15 protein-coding genes are annotated in these 14,966 nt (G+C 65.8%); 6 read left to right on the top strand and 9 right to left on the bottom strand.

The window, feature by feature from the left end; genetic code table 11:
* The first annotated feature begins 1 nt into the window (after position 1).
* The 6 genes from ccoO to ccoS are packed head-to-tail and all read left to right on the top strand — an operon-like array spanning position 2 to position 4,348.
* The gene (gene ccoO, locus H8F01_RS19415; RefSeq protein ID WP_187056660.1) at positions 2 to 658 is read left to right on the top strand and encodes a cytochrome-c oxidase, cbb3-type subunit II; all 657 of its coding nucleotides are present in this window, start codon (positions 2 to 4) and stop codon (positions 656 to 658) included.
* Positions 655 to 855, top strand: a complete 201-nt coding sequence (locus H8F01_RS19410; RefSeq protein WP_187056659.1) for a CcoQ/FixQ family Cbb3-type cytochrome c oxidase assembly chaperone — start codon at positions 655 to 657, stop codon at positions 853 to 855. Before ccoO ends, H8F01_RS19410 begins: the two co-directional genes overlap by 4 nt.
* Entirely contained in the window at positions 852 to 1,760 is a 909-nt protein-coding gene (gene ccoP / locus H8F01_RS19405) for a cytochrome-c oxidase, cbb3-type subunit III (RefSeq protein WP_187056658.1), read from the top strand. The genes H8F01_RS19410 and ccoP overlap by 4 nt, the downstream gene beginning before the upstream one ends.
* On the top strand, positions 1,744 to 1,959 hold the full coding sequence (locus H8F01_RS19400) for a hypothetical protein (RefSeq protein WP_187056657.1): 216 nt from the start codon (positions 1,744 to 1,746) through the stop codon (positions 1,957 to 1,959). Before ccoP ends, H8F01_RS19400 begins: the two co-directional genes overlap by 17 nt.
* A complete protein-coding gene (locus tag H8F01_RS19395; protein WP_187056656.1) occupies positions 1,956 to 4,148 on the top strand; it encodes a heavy metal translocating P-type ATPase in 2,193 nt (730 codons plus the stop codon). Before H8F01_RS19400 ends, H8F01_RS19395 begins: the two co-directional genes overlap by 4 nt.
* Positions 4,145 to 4,348 carry a cbb3-type cytochrome oxidase assembly protein CcoS gene (ccoS, locus tag H8F01_RS19390; RefSeq protein WP_187056655.1) on the top strand — a complete coding sequence of 68 codons (204 nt, stop codon included), beginning with the start codon at positions 4,145 to 4,147 and terminating at the stop codon, positions 4,346 to 4,348. Before H8F01_RS19395 ends, ccoS begins: the two co-directional genes overlap by 4 nt.
* Here the strand turns inward: ccoS and H8F01_RS19385 are convergent.
* The 9 genes from H8F01_RS19385 to H8F01_RS19345 form a co-directional block, all read right to left on the bottom strand.
* Entirely contained in the window at positions 4,332 to 5,102 is a 771-nt protein-coding gene (locus H8F01_RS19385) for a helix-turn-helix domain-containing protein (protein ID WP_187056654.1), read from the bottom strand. The genes ccoS and H8F01_RS19385 overlap by 17 nt on opposite strands.
* A gap of 90 nt (positions 5,103 to 5,192) precedes the next feature.
* Positions 5,193 to 8,270, bottom strand: a complete 3,078-nt coding sequence (locus H8F01_RS19380; protein ID WP_187059383.1) for an error-prone DNA polymerase — start codon at positions 8,268 to 8,270, stop codon at positions 5,193 to 5,195.
* Positions 8,271 to 8,355: 85 nt separating this feature from the next.
* Positions 8,356 to 9,768: a Y-family DNA polymerase gene (locus H8F01_RS19375; RefSeq protein WP_187056653.1), complete on the bottom strand. Its 1,413-nt coding sequence runs from the start codon at positions 9,766 to 9,768 to the stop codon at positions 8,356 to 8,358.
* A 9-nt stretch (positions 9,769 to 9,777) separates the two neighbouring features.
* On the bottom strand, positions 9,778 to 10,401 hold the full coding sequence (gene imuA / locus H8F01_RS19370; protein ID WP_187056652.1) for a translesion DNA synthesis-associated protein ImuA: 624 nt from the start codon (positions 10,399 to 10,401) through the stop codon (positions 9,778 to 9,780).
* A gap of 13 nt (positions 10,402 to 10,414) precedes the next feature.
* Positions 10,415 to 10,984: a LexA family protein gene (locus H8F01_RS19365; RefSeq protein ID WP_238481061.1), complete on the bottom strand. Its 570-nt coding sequence runs from the start codon at positions 10,982 to 10,984 to the stop codon at positions 10,415 to 10,417.
* A 111-nt stretch (positions 10,985 to 11,095) separates the two neighbouring features.
* Positions 11,096 to 12,202: a glycosyltransferase gene (locus tag H8F01_RS19360; RefSeq protein ID WP_187056651.1), complete on the bottom strand. Its 1,107-nt coding sequence runs from the start codon at positions 12,200 to 12,202 to the stop codon at positions 11,096 to 11,098.
* 233 nt (positions 12,203 to 12,435) lie between these two features.
* The gene (hpnH, locus tag H8F01_RS19355) at positions 12,436 to 13,587 is read right to left on the bottom strand and encodes an adenosyl-hopene transferase HpnH (RefSeq protein ID WP_238481060.1); all 1,152 of its coding nucleotides are present in this window, start codon (positions 13,585 to 13,587) and stop codon (positions 12,436 to 12,438) included.
* Between the two features lie 111 nt (positions 13,588 to 13,698).
* Entirely contained in the window at positions 13,699 to 14,259 is a 561-nt protein-coding gene (gene idi / locus H8F01_RS19350; RefSeq protein WP_187056649.1) for an isopentenyl-diphosphate Delta-isomerase, read from the bottom strand.
* A gap of 210 nt (positions 14,260 to 14,469) precedes the next feature.
* Positions 14,470 to 14,946 (bottom strand): DUF2147 domain-containing protein, encoded by a 477-nt coding sequence (locus tag H8F01_RS19345; RefSeq protein ID WP_187056648.1) that lies wholly within the window; start codon positions 14,944 to 14,946, stop codon positions 14,470 to 14,472.
* Positions 14,947 to 14,966 lie beyond the last annotated feature (20 nt).

The raw sequence follows: 14,966 nt of genomic DNA, 5'->3' as shown, positions 1-14,966 counted from the left end.
CATGGCCTATCGACACTTCGAAGCGATCGAAAAGCACGCCGCGCTGCTGGGCATCCTCACCGCCGTGATGGTTTCCATCGGCGGGCTGGCGGAGATCACCCCGCTCTTCATGAGCGCACACGAGGTGAAGGCACCCTCTGGCGTGAAGCCGTACGACCCGCTGCGGCTCGCGGGCCGTGACATCTACGTGCGCGAAGGCTGCTACCTCTGCCACTCGCAGATGATCCGCGCGCTGCGTGCCGAAACGGAACGCTACGGTCATTACTCCATTGCCGAGGAATCGGTGTACGACCGCCCGTTCCAGTGGGGCTCCAAGCGCACCGGCCCGGACCTTGCCCGCGTCGGCGGCAAGTATTCGGACCAGTGGCATGTGCTGCACCTGATGAATCCGCGCCAGGTGGTACCGGAGTCGAACATGCCCGGCTACCCGTGGCTGGAAAAGACGCAGCTCGACGGCTCGGACATCCAGGCGCGCATGCGCGGCCTGCGCAAGCTGGGCGACCCGTATTCGGATGCTGATATCGCCGGTGCCCCCGATGCCGTCAAGGGCAAGAACGAAATGGACGCCCTGGTGGCCTATCTGCAGGGCCTGGGCATCCGCAACGAACCGGAGGGCGCCAAGCCTGGAGCGCCGGCCACCGACGGAGGCGAGCCATGAGCGAGCTGTGGGGACACCTCACCGGCGTGATCATCGTGGTGATCATGGTCATGTTCATCTGCATCTGGGCCTGGGCCTGGAGCGGGTACCACCGGCGCGCCTTCTCGCGCATGGCCGCCCTGCCGATGGAAGATGATCCTTCGCCGGGCGCCGCCGACAGCACTCCATCATCCCCCGCCAAGGATGCCGGCGCATGAGCCCCTTCTGGTCGTTGTGGATCATGTCCCTGGTGGTGCTGAACCTGGGCATCACCCTGTTCCTGTTCCTGTGGGCGCCGCGCGCGAAGATTCCCGTGCGCGAAGACGGCACCAGTGGCCACGTCTGGGCCCACGGCGTGCTGCGCGAGGGCGTGCGCCGGCTGCCGATGTGGTGGGTGGTGTTGTCCGCCGCCATGTTCGTCATCGGATTCGCCTACCTCGCTCTGTATCCCGGCTTTGGCGCGTTCAAGGGCGTGCTGAACTGGACCTCACACGGCGAACTGGCGGAGAACGTCGCCGCAAACGATGCCAAGCTGGGCGAACTGATGAAGCGCTTCTCGCTTTATCCCATCGAGCAACTGGCCAATGACCCGGCGGCGCAGCAACTGGGCAATCGCCTGTTCCAGGACAACTGCGCGGCCTGCCACGGCCGTGCCGGCAAGGGCAATCCGTTGCTCGGTGCGCCTGACCTGACCGACAACGACTGGCTGTATGGCGGTGACGGCAAGGACATCTACACCTCCATCCACGATGGCCGCAGCGGCGTCATGCCGCCCTGGGCCAGCCTGGGCGAGGACAACGTGAAGAACCTTGCGCAGTACGTACTGAGCCTGTCCGGCCAGCCGCACGACGAGAAGGCCGCTGAAGCCGCCAAACCCTTGTTCACGACCTGCGCGGCCTGCCACGGCGCTGACGGCAAGGGCAACATCGCACTGGGCGCACCCAACCTCACCGACAAGATCTGGCTGCATGGCGGCACGCTCAAGGACATCCAGACCAGCATCCATGACGGGCGCACGGGCCATATGCCGGCATGGAGCCCGCGCCTTACGGATGACCAGATCCGCGTCCTCGCTTCTTACGTGTATCACGTCTCCCATCCGGACCATGCACCACCGCCATGACCCTGCCCCTGATACCGGCGGACGCTGGTATCACCAGCCCGTCGTATGGCTGGGCGCCGCCTTTTTTGCAGCGTCACTGGCGGGCTGCGTGTGGATGATCGTGCTGGGCGCGCGCCACGCGGACCAGCCCGTGGACGCGCCCAAAGCCCTGATGGGCGTGCCATCCACCACGCACGACCACCGTTCGACCAAGCCATGAGCACCTACGATGTGTGGGCGCACCCCCAGCTTGCCGCGCAGGTCATAAGGCCGCGACGTGACGGCCGGCAGGAAGCCGCCTTTCGACTTGCCTCGCTGCAGGATGCACGACAGGTCATGCAGCTCGACCAGTTGCTGCACGCACTGCCCGGCGTGCAGCGCGTGCGCATCGATGTCGCTTCGCGTCGCGCACACATCATCTGGGATGCCTCGCGCACCACCTTGCCCGCCCTGCTGCGAAGTTTCGAAAATGCACACTGCCCGGCGCAGCCGCTCGGCAAAGACATGGCGGAGGACATCCAGGCCAGGGAAACACGCGACCTGCTCAAGCGCCTCCTGGTCGCCGGCATGTTCGCCATGCAGGTCATGACGTATGCCTTCGTGATCTACCTCGGTGTGGTGGATTTCGTGGATTTCACCACGCGGGGCCTGTTCCGCTGGCTGGGCTTCCTGTCTTCGCTGCCGGTGATCTTCTATGGGGCCTATCCGTTCACGCGGGGCGCACTGCGGGAAATCCGCAGCGGCCAGCTGGGCATGAACGTACCGATTGCCGCAGCCGTCTGGCTGGTGTTCCTGGCCAGTGCCTTCAACACGCTGCGCGGCCAGGGCGAGGTCTATTTCGACTCCATCACCATGTTCGTCTTCCTGCTGCTGACGGCGCGCTATGTGGAACTGCGCGCCGAACATCGCAACACGGCGCTGGGCGATGCCGTTGCCGATGGCACGCCCCTGCTCGCCCAACGGCGTGGCACTGACGGTTCGCTGGAGCTGATGCCGGCGATGGAACTGCTGCCCGGCGACCGTGTGCACATTGCGGATGGCGCCACGGTACCGGCCGATGGTCTGCTCGAAAGCGACCTGGTGCAGGTCGACGAATCGCTGCTTACCGGCGAATCCCGGCCTGTCACGCGCCATCGCGGCGAGCGCATGGCCGCCGGCAGCATCGTTATCGATGGCCCGGCGGAACTGCGCGTGGAGCGTAGCGGCCAGCACACCGCCGCCGCGCGCATCGGCGCCCTGAGCGCACGCACGCGACTGGCGCGCGAGGCTGCCGCGCGCGTGGACCATGCCGACCTGCGCCGCTTCGTCGGGCGGGTATTGCTGCTCACGCTGCTTACGGCGGCAGGATGGTTGATCGTCAATCCGTCGCGCGCTTTCGAGGCAACCGTGGCCGTGCTGGTCATCGCCTGCCCGTGCGCCTTCGCACTGAGCGCACCAAGCGCACTCGTGCGTGCCCTTGGCGTGCTGGCGCAACGTGGCGTACTGGTGGTCAACAGCGGCGCCATCGACACCCTGGCGCGCGTCGACGTTGCCGTGTTCGACAAGACGGGTACGCTGACCACGCCGCGCATCGACCTTTCCGCAGCACGCGTGCACCGCCCCGGCGCCACCTCGTGGATGCAGTGGGCCGGCGCACTGGCGACGCGAAGCTCGCACCCCATGGCCCGGGCCGTTACCGCCGCCACCGGCAGTGAGCAGCCCACGGCCGCAAAGTACGTTTCCGTGGTCGCCGGCAGCGGCATCACCGGCGAGATTGAAGGCCACGCGCTGCGCCTCGGGCGCGCCATGGACGGCACGGGCAGCGAAGACCTTCACCTTTCGGACGATCGCGGCCTGCTGGCCACCCTGCGCGTGGATGAAACGGTCCGCCCCGATGCCGTCGATACCCTGCGCGAACTGCGCGCGGACGGCGTCGCCCTGGTGATCGCCAGCGGCGACGCCCCATCGCGCGTTACCGTGGCTGCCGCCAATCTGGGCGTGAACGAAGTCCACGCGCGACAGACACCACTGAACAAGCTCGCCCTGCTCAAGCACAAGAAGGAACAGGGACACGTCACGCTGGCCGTGGGCGACGGCAACAACGACGCGCCCATCCTGGCCGCGGCGGATGTTTCCGCTGCTCTCGCCTCAGGCACCGAACTGGCCCAGGCCCATGCAGACCTGCTGTTGCTGCATGGCCAACTGCATGGACTGGTCGAAGCGCGCCACATCGCGCGCCAGGTGCAGGTCGTGGTGGCGCAGGGGCGCCGCTGGTCGCTCGCCTACAACCTGTGCGCCGTGCCATTTGCGGCACTGGGGCTGGTGCCGCCGTGGCTGGCCGCCATCGGCATGTCGGCCAGTTCGCTGGCCGTGGTGATCAACGCCATGCGCATCGGCCGTGACACCGCGCGCCACGAGGCCCGGGCATGAACATCATCCTCGTACTTATCCCCGTGACCCTGCTGATCGTGATCGTCGCTGTCGGCGTGTTCTTCTGGGCCGCCCATCACCAGCAGTTCGACGACCTGGACAGCCCCGGCGTGCTTCCACTGATGGAAGAACGTGAGCCCGCCCCAGCGCCATCAACGGAACAGCAAACGGACGCAGCGTCGCTCAGGCCGCCGCCGTAAGCTGGCACAGCACGTCGCTCAACTCGCGCAGCGCCGTGATCTCCTTGAGCTGCACCCGCCGACCCTGGATGCTCACCCAGCCCTTCTCGCGGAACCGGCTGATCACGCGACTGACGGTCTCCGGCGCCAGCCGCAGATAGCTGGCGATATCGCTGCGTGACATGGCCAACCGGAACGCCGTCGACGATTGCCCTCGCTGCGCATGCCGCTCGCCCAGATCGAGCAGGAAGGCCGCCACCCGCTCCTCGGCCGAATGGTCACCGGCCAGCAAGCTGGCCATGCCCAGCTCCTTGCTCAGCAAGCGGAACAGGTGCTGCTGCACGACCGGCAACGCCGTCGCAAGCGTGCTCATCGCAGGAAAGGCGAAATGACAGAACGACGCGTCTTCCAGTGCCATCGCGTCGCAGGGGTAGCTTTCCGGATAGATGCCGTTGAGTCCCACCACTTCGCCTGGCAGGTAAAAGCCCAGCACCTGCTCGCGGCCGTCGCGGCTGAAGATGGAGGTCTTCACGCTGCCCGAGCGCACGGCATACAGCGCCCGGAACGGCTCGCCGCGACGGAAGACGTGTCCGCCCTCCCGCACCATCGGCACATGCTCCACCACGCATTGCAACGCGGCCAGCTCCTGTTTGCCGTAGCCCTCGCTCTGACAGGCCGCCGAGAAGGCGCAGTCGTGACAGAACCGGATGGCATCACCATCCTGCGGCGCAGAACGGTCGGGGACCTGCGAAAGCACAAGCAGCTCGGGGGACATGGCGGACTCGAAAGCAGACCATCGGGGATGCACCATTTTATGGATCGGTGCCGCGCAATCCGGCCGTGCGTCCCGATGCCGCAGCGCGTTTCAATGAAAGTCGCGCGAGCGACTGTCCAGCGAGCCGAGCAGTTCACTCAGGTCATGCAGCCGGTGTGCGATGAGATGACTCACCCCATCGGCATGCTCCCAGCGACCATCCACGCCCAGCAGGCGCGACTCGAGGAAGATGCGCCGCTGCCGCTCGGCCACATGACTCCACACCACCACGTTGATGGGGCCGAATTCATCTTCCAGGGTAATGAAGGTGACGCCACTGGCCGTCTGCGGTCGCTGTCGCTGCGTCACCAGGCCAGCGGCGCGCACGTGGCTGGCATGTGGCCGGTGCTGCAGGCTGCGCGAATCCACGCATTGCGCCGCGCGCAGGCGTGAGCGGATCTGCTGCACGGGATGTGGGCCAAGGCTCAGCCCCGTGCGGGCGTAATCGGCCAGAGTGTTCTCGCCCTGCGACGGCGGCGGCAGCACCACATCGTCCTCCACGGGACTGGTATTGCCGAACAGCGGCAGCTGCGCCTCGATGCCGGCCATGGCCCAGCGCGCTCGATGGCGGTGGCCCGTCAACCCACGCAGTGCATCGGCCTCGGCCAGCGCCTCCTGTTGGTGGCGATTGAGCCCGGCGCGGGCGCACAGGTCGGCCACGTCGTCGAAAGGTCGCCGCACACGCGCCGCCATCAACGACTCCATCATGTCCTGGCGACAACCGCGCACCTGGCGGAAGCCGAGGCGCAACGCATAACCACCGCGCGACAAAGCATCATCCTCCAGCGTGTTGTCCCAGTCGCTGTAGCGCACATCCACCGGGCGCACTTTCACGCCGTGGCGCTGCAGGTCCTGCACGATCTGGCTGGGGCCATAGAACCCCATGGGTTGTGCGTTGAGCAAGGCGCACATGAAGGCCGCGCGGTAATGGCACTTGAGCCAGCAGCTGGCATACACCAGCAGGGCAAAGCTCGCCGCATGGCTCTCGGGGAATCCGTAGGAGCCGAAGCCCTTGATCTGCTCGAACAGGCGCGCGGCAAACTCCGGCGTGAATCCGTTCTTCAGCATGCCGGCCATCAGGCGCTGGCGATGGATCTCCATGTCGCCATTGCGGCGCCATGCCGCCATCGAACGACGCAACTGATCCGCTTCACCGGGCGTGTACTCGGCGGCCTCGATGGCCAGCTTCATCACCTGCTCCTGGAACAGCGGCACGCCCAGGGTGCGCTCGAACACGCTGCGCAGCTTCTCCGAGGGATAGGTGACCTCCTCCTCGCCACGCTTGCGGCGAAGATAGGGATGCACCATGTCACCCTGGATCGGACCGGGGCGGACAATGGCCACCTGGATCACCAGGTCATAGAAATTCTCCGGCCGATGCCGCGGCAGCATGGCCATCTGCGCGCGCGATTCGATCTGGAACACACCAATGGTGTCGGCGGCCTGGATCAACCGGTACGTGGCCGGATCTTCCTTCGGCATCGACGCCAGCGTTTCCACGCGGTCGTGATGCACTTCGAGCAGCTTGAGGCATTTGCGGATGCAGGTGAGCATGCCCAGCGCCAGGCAATCCACCTTCAGCAGGCGCATGGTGTCCAGATCGTCCTTGTCCCACTGGATGATGGTGCGGTCGGGCATGGAGGCGTTCTCCACCGGCACCAGATGCGACAACGGCTGGTCGGAGATGACGAAACCGCCGACGTGCTGCGACAGGTGGCGCGGAAACCCGGTCAGCTCCGCGGTCAACGCGATCACCCGGCGAAGCAGCGGGCTTTCGGGATCGAATCCGCGCTCGCGCAGGCGCTCCTCCACCGGGTCTTCACCATCCTGCCAGGCGAAGGTGCGCGACAGCAGGTCGATCTGGTCCGATGGCAGGCCAAGCACGCGCGCCACGTCGCGCACGGCGCTGCGGCCGCGGTAGCTGATCACCGTGGCCGCCAGCGCGGCACGCTCGCGCCCGTATTTTTGGTAGATATGCTGGATGACTTCTTCGCGCCGCTCGTGCTCGAAGTCGATATCGATATCCGGCGGTTCGTTGCGTTCGGCGGAAATGAAACGCTCGACCAGCAGCGTGGTCGTGGCCGGATCCACCGCCGTCACGCCCAGCGCATAGCAGACCGCCGAATTCGCCGCCGAACCGCGGCCCTGGCAGAGAATGTCCTTGCTGCGCGCGAAGGAGACGATCTCGTGCACGGTAAGGAAATACGGCTCGTATTTGAGCTTCTCGACCAGGTCCAGCTCGTATTCAATCTGGTCCCGCACCTTCGTCGGCTCACCCTGCGGCCAGCGCCACTTCAGGCCGTCCTCGGTCAGCTGGCGCAGCCAGGTGGTCGGTGTCTCGCCGGCCGGCACCAGTTCGGCGGGATAGCGATAACTGATATCCGTCATCACGAAATGGCAGCGCCCGGCGATGCGCAGGCTTTCGGCCAGCAAGGCCTCGGGATAGATCGCCGACAAGGCCTCCGGCGTGCGCAGGTGCCGCTCGCCGTTGGGAAACAGCAGGTCGCCCGCATCGGCCACGGTGCGGTGATGGCGAATGGCCGTCATCACGTCCTGCAGGGCGCGGCGTCGACGCACATGCATGTGCACGTCGCCTGTCGCCACCATGGGCAGCACCAGCGAATCGGCCAGCGCCTGCAGATCGGCAAGGCGTTGCGCATCATCCGGTCCGCGATGCAGTTCCACGGCAAGCCACAGGCGATCCTCGAACAATATCCGCAGCCACGCGCCATGCGCCGGCTGGAGCTCGGCCGATGGCAGCCACAACGCCAGCGTGCCCGGAAGGCCATCGGCGAAATCCTCGCGCGTCACGCGATAAGTGCCCTTCTCCGCCACGCGGCGGCCGCGCGTGATGAGCGCGCACAAGGCGATATAACCCTGCAGGTTTTCGCACAGCAAGACCAGCTTCGGTCCGTGCTCGACCTGGAACTCGGCACCGACGATCAGCGGCAGCCCGGTATCGCGCGAGGCCTCGTACGCGCGCACGATGCCGGCCAGCGAACACTCGTCGGTAATCGCCAGCGCACGATAGCCACAGGCCCTGGCCCGCTCGAACAACTCCTGCGCGCTCGACGCGCCACGCTGGAAGGAGAAGTTCGACAGGCAATGGAGTTCGGCGTAGCCGGCCATGGCTTCCGTTTCCGTCACCCGCCACATCCCTCACCGTCATTCCCGCAAAGGCGGGAATGACGATTTTCCTGAAGAGGCTTGCGATTCACGCAAACCACCCATGCAGCATCCAGCCGCCCTGCTCGCCCGGCGCGCAGAACACCCAGGCGCACTGCCCCTGCGAGGTGCGCACCACGTAGTAATCCCGCCGTATGTCACCGCCATCCCACCAGCCGGTTTCGATGCGCTCGGGGCCGGCCAGCACATCCGGCGGCGGGCCGCGCAAGGGGCGCGGCGTGTCCAGCAACCAGGTGGGGCGCGGCAGGGTTTCCGGTTTCGTCGCGGCTTTCACGTGCGCCATATCGGACTGCGCCTTCTCGGGGCGCGGATCCACCGTGCGATGCAGGTGCCGGATGGCCTGCTCGCCCAGCCGCGCCCGCAGGCGTTCGCGCAACTGCTCCAGCGGCACGGCATTCACCGGCCGCGTATCGAACAGGTCGCGCCCCGCTGGCACGAAGGGCGGCAGGTCACGCGCCACCAGCCGCATGGCCAACACCGGTTGATGCAACGCCAGCCGCTCGAGCCGGCCGCGCGCGCAGTCGAACAGCAGTGACGCATCGCGCGCCGCGGCAAGCATGCCTACCGTCACCCGCGTCGGCGGCCCACTGCGGTGCTCCAGCTCCAGCTCGAAACGCTGCACGCCGCCGTCGCGACCGGCGAGATAAGCCGCCAGGTCGCCGGTCAGGCGACGCAGCGGAAATACCAGCGCCTCGACATGCTCGATCTCGTGCGTCCACTCCATGCGCTGCTCGAACGCATCGGGCGGACGGTAGCTGTCCATCGGTGTGGGCTCGTCGCCGGTCAGGCGATCGATCTGCGCCACCAGTTCCGCGCCAAAACGGCGCTGCAACCCGGCGCGAGGCAACTTGAACACCTGCCCCAGCGTGCGGATACCCATCGACGGCAAACCCTGCGTAGCCTCCACCGGCAACCGCGCGCGTGCCACCGGCACGGGCGACAGCGCGTCGCGCAGCATCTCTGGCGCGACAACCGCCAGGCCATCCTGCACGCCGGCCAGTACATAGGCGGCGTGCGGCGTCGGCGCGAGGGCGACGCGATGACGGAAACCCAATTCCTGCAGATCGTCCCGCAGCAGCGATTCAAAACGCGGCCACGGTCCGAACAGGTTGAGGCTGCGGCTGACCTCCAGCACCACGGCATGCGCATACAGGCCCACCTCGGCGCTGTAGCGATACGCCCAGGCGGCCAGCAGGCGGTGCCAGCGTGCCTCGTCCTCCGCATCGTGCTCGACCATCTCGAACTGTTGCAGCAGCGCCTGCGCGGCGATAAGCCGCTGCCCGCGATAGATGCCCGCCGCACGTGCCGGCACATTGGCCGCGTGCACGATGCGCGCCTGCGCCGGACCGCTCACCAGCACCAATGGTTCATCCGATGGCGGTCGTCGCCGGAGGACACCGTCCAGCGCCAGTTGCGGCAGCAAAATGCAGGCCCAGAGCATGATGCTGCCTCACGACCAGCCGGAGGCCAGCGGCACCGCGCCCACCGGCGGGTTGCCGCCGCGGCATTTGCGCACGCGCACCTGCCAGGCCGGCGTGCTTTCCAGTTCCAGCCGCAGTGCCGCCGGCGACGCCTGCACGGCATGGCGACGATCACGAAACACGAAAGCCAGCGCCTTGCCGGTATCGGCCGCCACCTGCAGGCGACGCAGGGAGCGGTCATCCGCGTGCACCGGCCAGGCCAGCACGGCGGCACAGCTGGCCGAACGCAGACACTGCTCGGCCGCCCACAGCACGTCCTGTTCGTCCGCCTGCACGATGTCCACGCCCGACATCACCACGCCACGCGCCTCCCAGCCGGCCACGTAGGGCACATAAGGCGGCGAGATGACCACCACGGGACGACCCTCGCGGGTCAGCCGCGCCAGCGTGGGCAGCACCAGCTGCAATTCGCCCACGCCATCGGCCGGCAACAGGATTTCGGTCATCGCATGCTCGGGCCAGCCACCGGTCGGCAGCGCGGCATCCAGCGCCGGCCAGCCGGTCGGCTGGGTCGTCGCGGGCACCGGCGCAGCGCGGCCTTGCCAGACCTGGCGGCTGTGCAGGAGCGAATCGAGTGCGACGACCTGGCCCATGCGGCGTGCCTCATCAACGCAACGTGCGCAGGCAACGGGTGACAACACCCCAGACGCTGAGCGTCTCGCCCTCGCGGAACACGATGGGCTTGAAGTGCGCATTCTCCGGCAACAGGGCGATATGCCCGTCCACCTTGCCCAGGCGCTTGATGGTCAGCTCGTTGTTGACCGCCGCCACCACGATGTCGCCCTGGCGCGGCGCAAGCGCGCGATCCACCAGCACTTCGTCGCCATCGAAAATGCCGGCGCCGATCATCGACCAGCCCGACACGCGGATGATGAAGGTGCTTGGCTCATGACCAGGCAGCACCAGGTGCTGGTTGAGGTCCACCACCTCATCGACGTCGTCTTCCGCGAACGACGGCACGCCTGCCGGCACGCGGCTGAGGAAGGCCGTCAGGCCCACGGTCGACGGATCCTGCGAAACGGGGCGCGGCGCCTCCAGCGAGGCCGGGCTGCGGTAGGCATCGAGATAGGCCAGCACCGCCGGCACCTGGCTTTCAGGCACGCGAATACGCTGACTGGGCTCACCGGCGGGACGACCGGCGCCAGTGCGGCGACCACCATGTTCGGAAGGAGGCATCGGACGACTTGATTACCGGGACGGCAATCAAGATACCACGACGGCATTCTCACGGAGCGAGATTCAACGCCCTCGCAATGAAAACTTCAAGCCACTGTTTAAAAAGGAAATTCATGCGCCTGCGCCGTATACTCGCCCCTTCCACCGGGAGCGCACACCGCGCCAGTAACGCACCGCCGAACTCCAGGTCATGCCAAGGTACAGACCCGCCCCCAGCGGCAGCAGCAGCGCCCACCACAGGGGTATCCGGTAGTACCTGAGCATGGGCAGGTAGCCCGCCATCATGGCCAGCAGCGCCACCCAGGCCAGCGGCCACACCCGGGCCGCCCCGAGCAGGGCGAGGGGCACACCATAGGCGAACAGGAACAGCACCGTCACCACCAGCAGCAGTGCGGTTGAATAGCCCAGCTGGGTGAACGCCGAGCGCGCCACCATGTGGTGGATCGACGCGAAGCTGCCGTACGGACGCAGGCTCACCACGTCACGGCTCAGGCCGATCCAGGTGCGCCCGCCGGCGCGTTTCACCTGGCGTGCCAGCGTGCAGTCGTCGATCAGCGCATCACGCAGGCTGGCGAAGGCGCCGATGCGGTCGAGCATCTCCGTATCCACCAGGATGCAGCCGCCCGCGCCGGCCGCCACCAGCGTGGAACGCGAGTTGGAGATGGCGAACGGATAGAGCAGCTTGAAGTAGTAGACAAAGGCCGGCAGCAACAGCCGATCCCAGAAACTGGTGCGGCGCAGGTCGGCCATGATCGAAACGAACTGCCGTTGCTCGCGCTGCTTGTGTGCCAGCAGGGTTGCCAGCATGCCGGGACGCAATTCGATATCCGCATCCAGCAACAGGGTGAGCGGCGAACGCAGGTGTCGCCTGCCCTGCTCCAGCGCCCACAGTTTGCCGGCCCAACCATCGGGCAAGGGCGCACCGGGCACCACCTGCACGTTCGGAAACGCACGCGCCACGGCGGCCGTGTCATCGGTCGACTGGTCGTCGATCACCACCACCCGCAAGCCAGCGCCTTGCGCCCGCAGGCCACGCAGGGTCGTACCGATCACATCGGCTTCGTTGCGCGCGGGAATCAATACGGTGATGTCGTCGAGCGGCAGGTTTGCCGAAGGGTCCGCCTCAAGATGCTCGCGCGTGCTCCATGGACGCCAGGGCACCAGCAATAGCCCTAGCCACATGAGGACCGGGATGATGGCGCAAATCAACGTCAGCATGAATCAAGGCCTATTTGGAGCCAGCACGCGCAGATCTTCTCGATCCGAACCTCCCTCACCGTCATTCCCGCGAAAGCGGGAGGCGCTTCTTCAACAGCCGAAGGGCTGGTCATCCAGTGCCGTTGAGGCTCTACGCGTTGCACGAAAGACACTGGATTCCCGCTTTCGCGGGAATGACGGCGAGGGGCAGCACACGGAGAGGGGCCGTTCATGCCCGACATCCGCCCCAACGGTCAGCGCCCGGTATCTGCCCCATGGGATGACGAGGAACGTTGAATCGCACTGATGGGAATGCGAATGGCCGTGGCATCGGCACGATCGCCGTACAACACCGGCAGATCCGGCGCCATGGCGCCGTCGATGCGCGGGCCGAACGTCGCCACGCGCGCCGCCTTCAGCGGGTGCGCAAACGTGTCGTCCACTGCCGTCCCCTCGAAACCGCAATGCGCCATGCAGTTGTCGCACTTGGGGTTGATGCCGACACCGTACTTGTCCCACTCGGTGTCTTCGATCAACTCCTTGTACGAACTGGCATAGCCCTCATCGACCAGCAGGTAGCACGGCTTCTGCCAGCCGAAGATGTTGTACGTGGGATTGGACCACGGCGTGCACTGGTAACTCTGGTTGCCCGCGATGAAGTCCAGGAACATCGACGACTGGTTGAACACCCACTTGCTCTTGCGTTCGCGACCGATGCGGAACACATCGCGGAACAATTGCTTGCTTTCGGTGCGCCCCAGGAACACATCCTGCCGCGGCGCGTGCTGGTAACTGTAGCCCGGCGACACCGTGATGCCTTCAATGCCCAGCGACATGGCGAAATCGAAGAACTTCGCGATCTCATCCGCCTGCTCGTTGTTGAACAGCGTGCAGTTGATGGTGACGCGAAAACCGCGCGACAAGGCCAGCCGGATCGCCGCCACCGCCTTGTCGAACACGCCTTCCATGCACACCGATGCGTCATGCCGCTCCTGCAGGCCATCCAGATGCACGGACCAGGTGAAGTACGGCGACGGTGTGTACTCGTCGATGTGCTTGGTCAGCAACAACGCATTGGTGCACAGGTAGATGAACTTCTCGCGGGCAATCAGGCCCTGCACGATCTGCGGCATCTCCTTGTGGATCAGCGGCTCGCCACCGGGAATGGACACCACCGGCGCACCGCACTCATCCACGGCCCGCAGCGCATCTTCTACGCTCATGCGCTTCTGCAGGATCTCTTTCGGATGATCGATCTTGCCGCAACCGGCACAGGCCAGATTGCACTGAAACAGGGGCTCCAACATCATCGCCAGCGGGTAACGCTTCTGCCCACTCAACTTCTTGCTGATGATGTAACGCGCGATCTTGGTTTGCTGAATCAGAGGAATGCCCAACGGAATCACCTCATCGCTGATCGATGGATCGTGTCGCGCCGCGCCAGATGGCGCATGCAGCTTTATTCCTGTCGTTTAAACCGCTTCCTGCAGTATAGCCACCTGAAAGCGCCGCGACGTTCAGGACGCCAGGCTCGCCGGCGGAGCGAACACGTGCGCATGTTCACGCCGCAGGCGATCCCACTCGATCTTGAACCAGGGCGTGAAGCGCTCCGGGTGCGCGGCAATCTCGCGATCGAGCGTATCGGGCGCGATGTACCGCAGCGCGGCGATCTCATGGATATTGGCGACGGGTGCAACATCCGTGCGACCGGCGTAAACCCAGCAAAGTTCGTTCTCCGCCCCTTCGGCGTCGAACTGGGCCTGATACTGGAACTTGAACTGGAACTGGAACTCGCACTGCATGCCCAGCTCTTCGCCAAGCCGGCGGTGGATGGCCACCTCCATCGTCTCGCCACGGCGCGGGTGGCTGCAGCAGGTATTTGACCAGTAACCCGGCCACAGGCGCTTGCCCTTGGCGCGCTGCTGCAGCAGCAGTTCGCCCTGCGTGTTGAACACGAACAGCGAAAAGGCACGATGCAGGATGCCTTGTCCAAGGTGCGCGGCCGCCTTGTCGAGGAAGCCGGTTTCGCGGTCGTGCTCGTCCACCAGCACGAGGGGTTCGTCCTGGAAGGAAACCACGCTCCTTGACCAGAGATTCTCGCTGTTATCCAACTCGCGGCTAGCCAAGATGAAAACCTCTCTTCCGGCGAACAGTGCACACCCGTTCATCACATCTTCGTCACAAACGATGAGCTGCGCGTCAGGCGCTGAACGAATGTCGCTTCAGGCTATCAAGTATCAACGGGACCGAGTAGCCCCTTGCAGATCATTACGCCGCACTGACAGCCGTCAATTCGTCGAACGAACGCTGCTGGATCGCGCAGGAAACGGCTCGTGCGTACGCGTCCATGTGGTGCTTCCACCCAGCAGCGGAATGCCGATGTAGCCACGAAGCACCAGCGTATCCGGCGATGGCACATGCACTTCGCAGTGGTATTGCTTGCCGTTGTCGGAGTTGTACACGAAGCCATCCACCCAGGCCTTTGCCGCGGCGTCGTAATGCAGCCCCCAGAGCAGGCGTAACCCGGTCAGCGGGCGTGAACGCAGGGCCGGGTCGGGGTTGTGGCGATCCGTGACGATCCTGCCGTTGAGCTCGGGCCCATCTTCCGGGCCGTAGGTGTCGTGCAGTTGCCACACGATGGTGCCGATAAAGCTGTCACCCTGCGCCTGGATGCGGATGATGGCGTCGCGGCTTGCCACCAGCCAGTCACCTTCGATGGCCGTGGCAGCCGCTTCATTCCCGGGCGCCGCCTGCGCGGCCGCCATGCCGCCTGCAAGCCAACACA

Origin of the sequence: Dyella telluris, from assembly GCF_014297575.1 — a bacterium.
Classification (GTDB): domain Bacteria; phylum Pseudomonadota; class Gammaproteobacteria; order Xanthomonadales; family Rhodanobacteraceae; genus Dyella; species Dyella telluris.
Note: the sequence above shows the minus strand (reverse complement) of the source record. Positions and strands in the feature narration are given on the sequence as shown.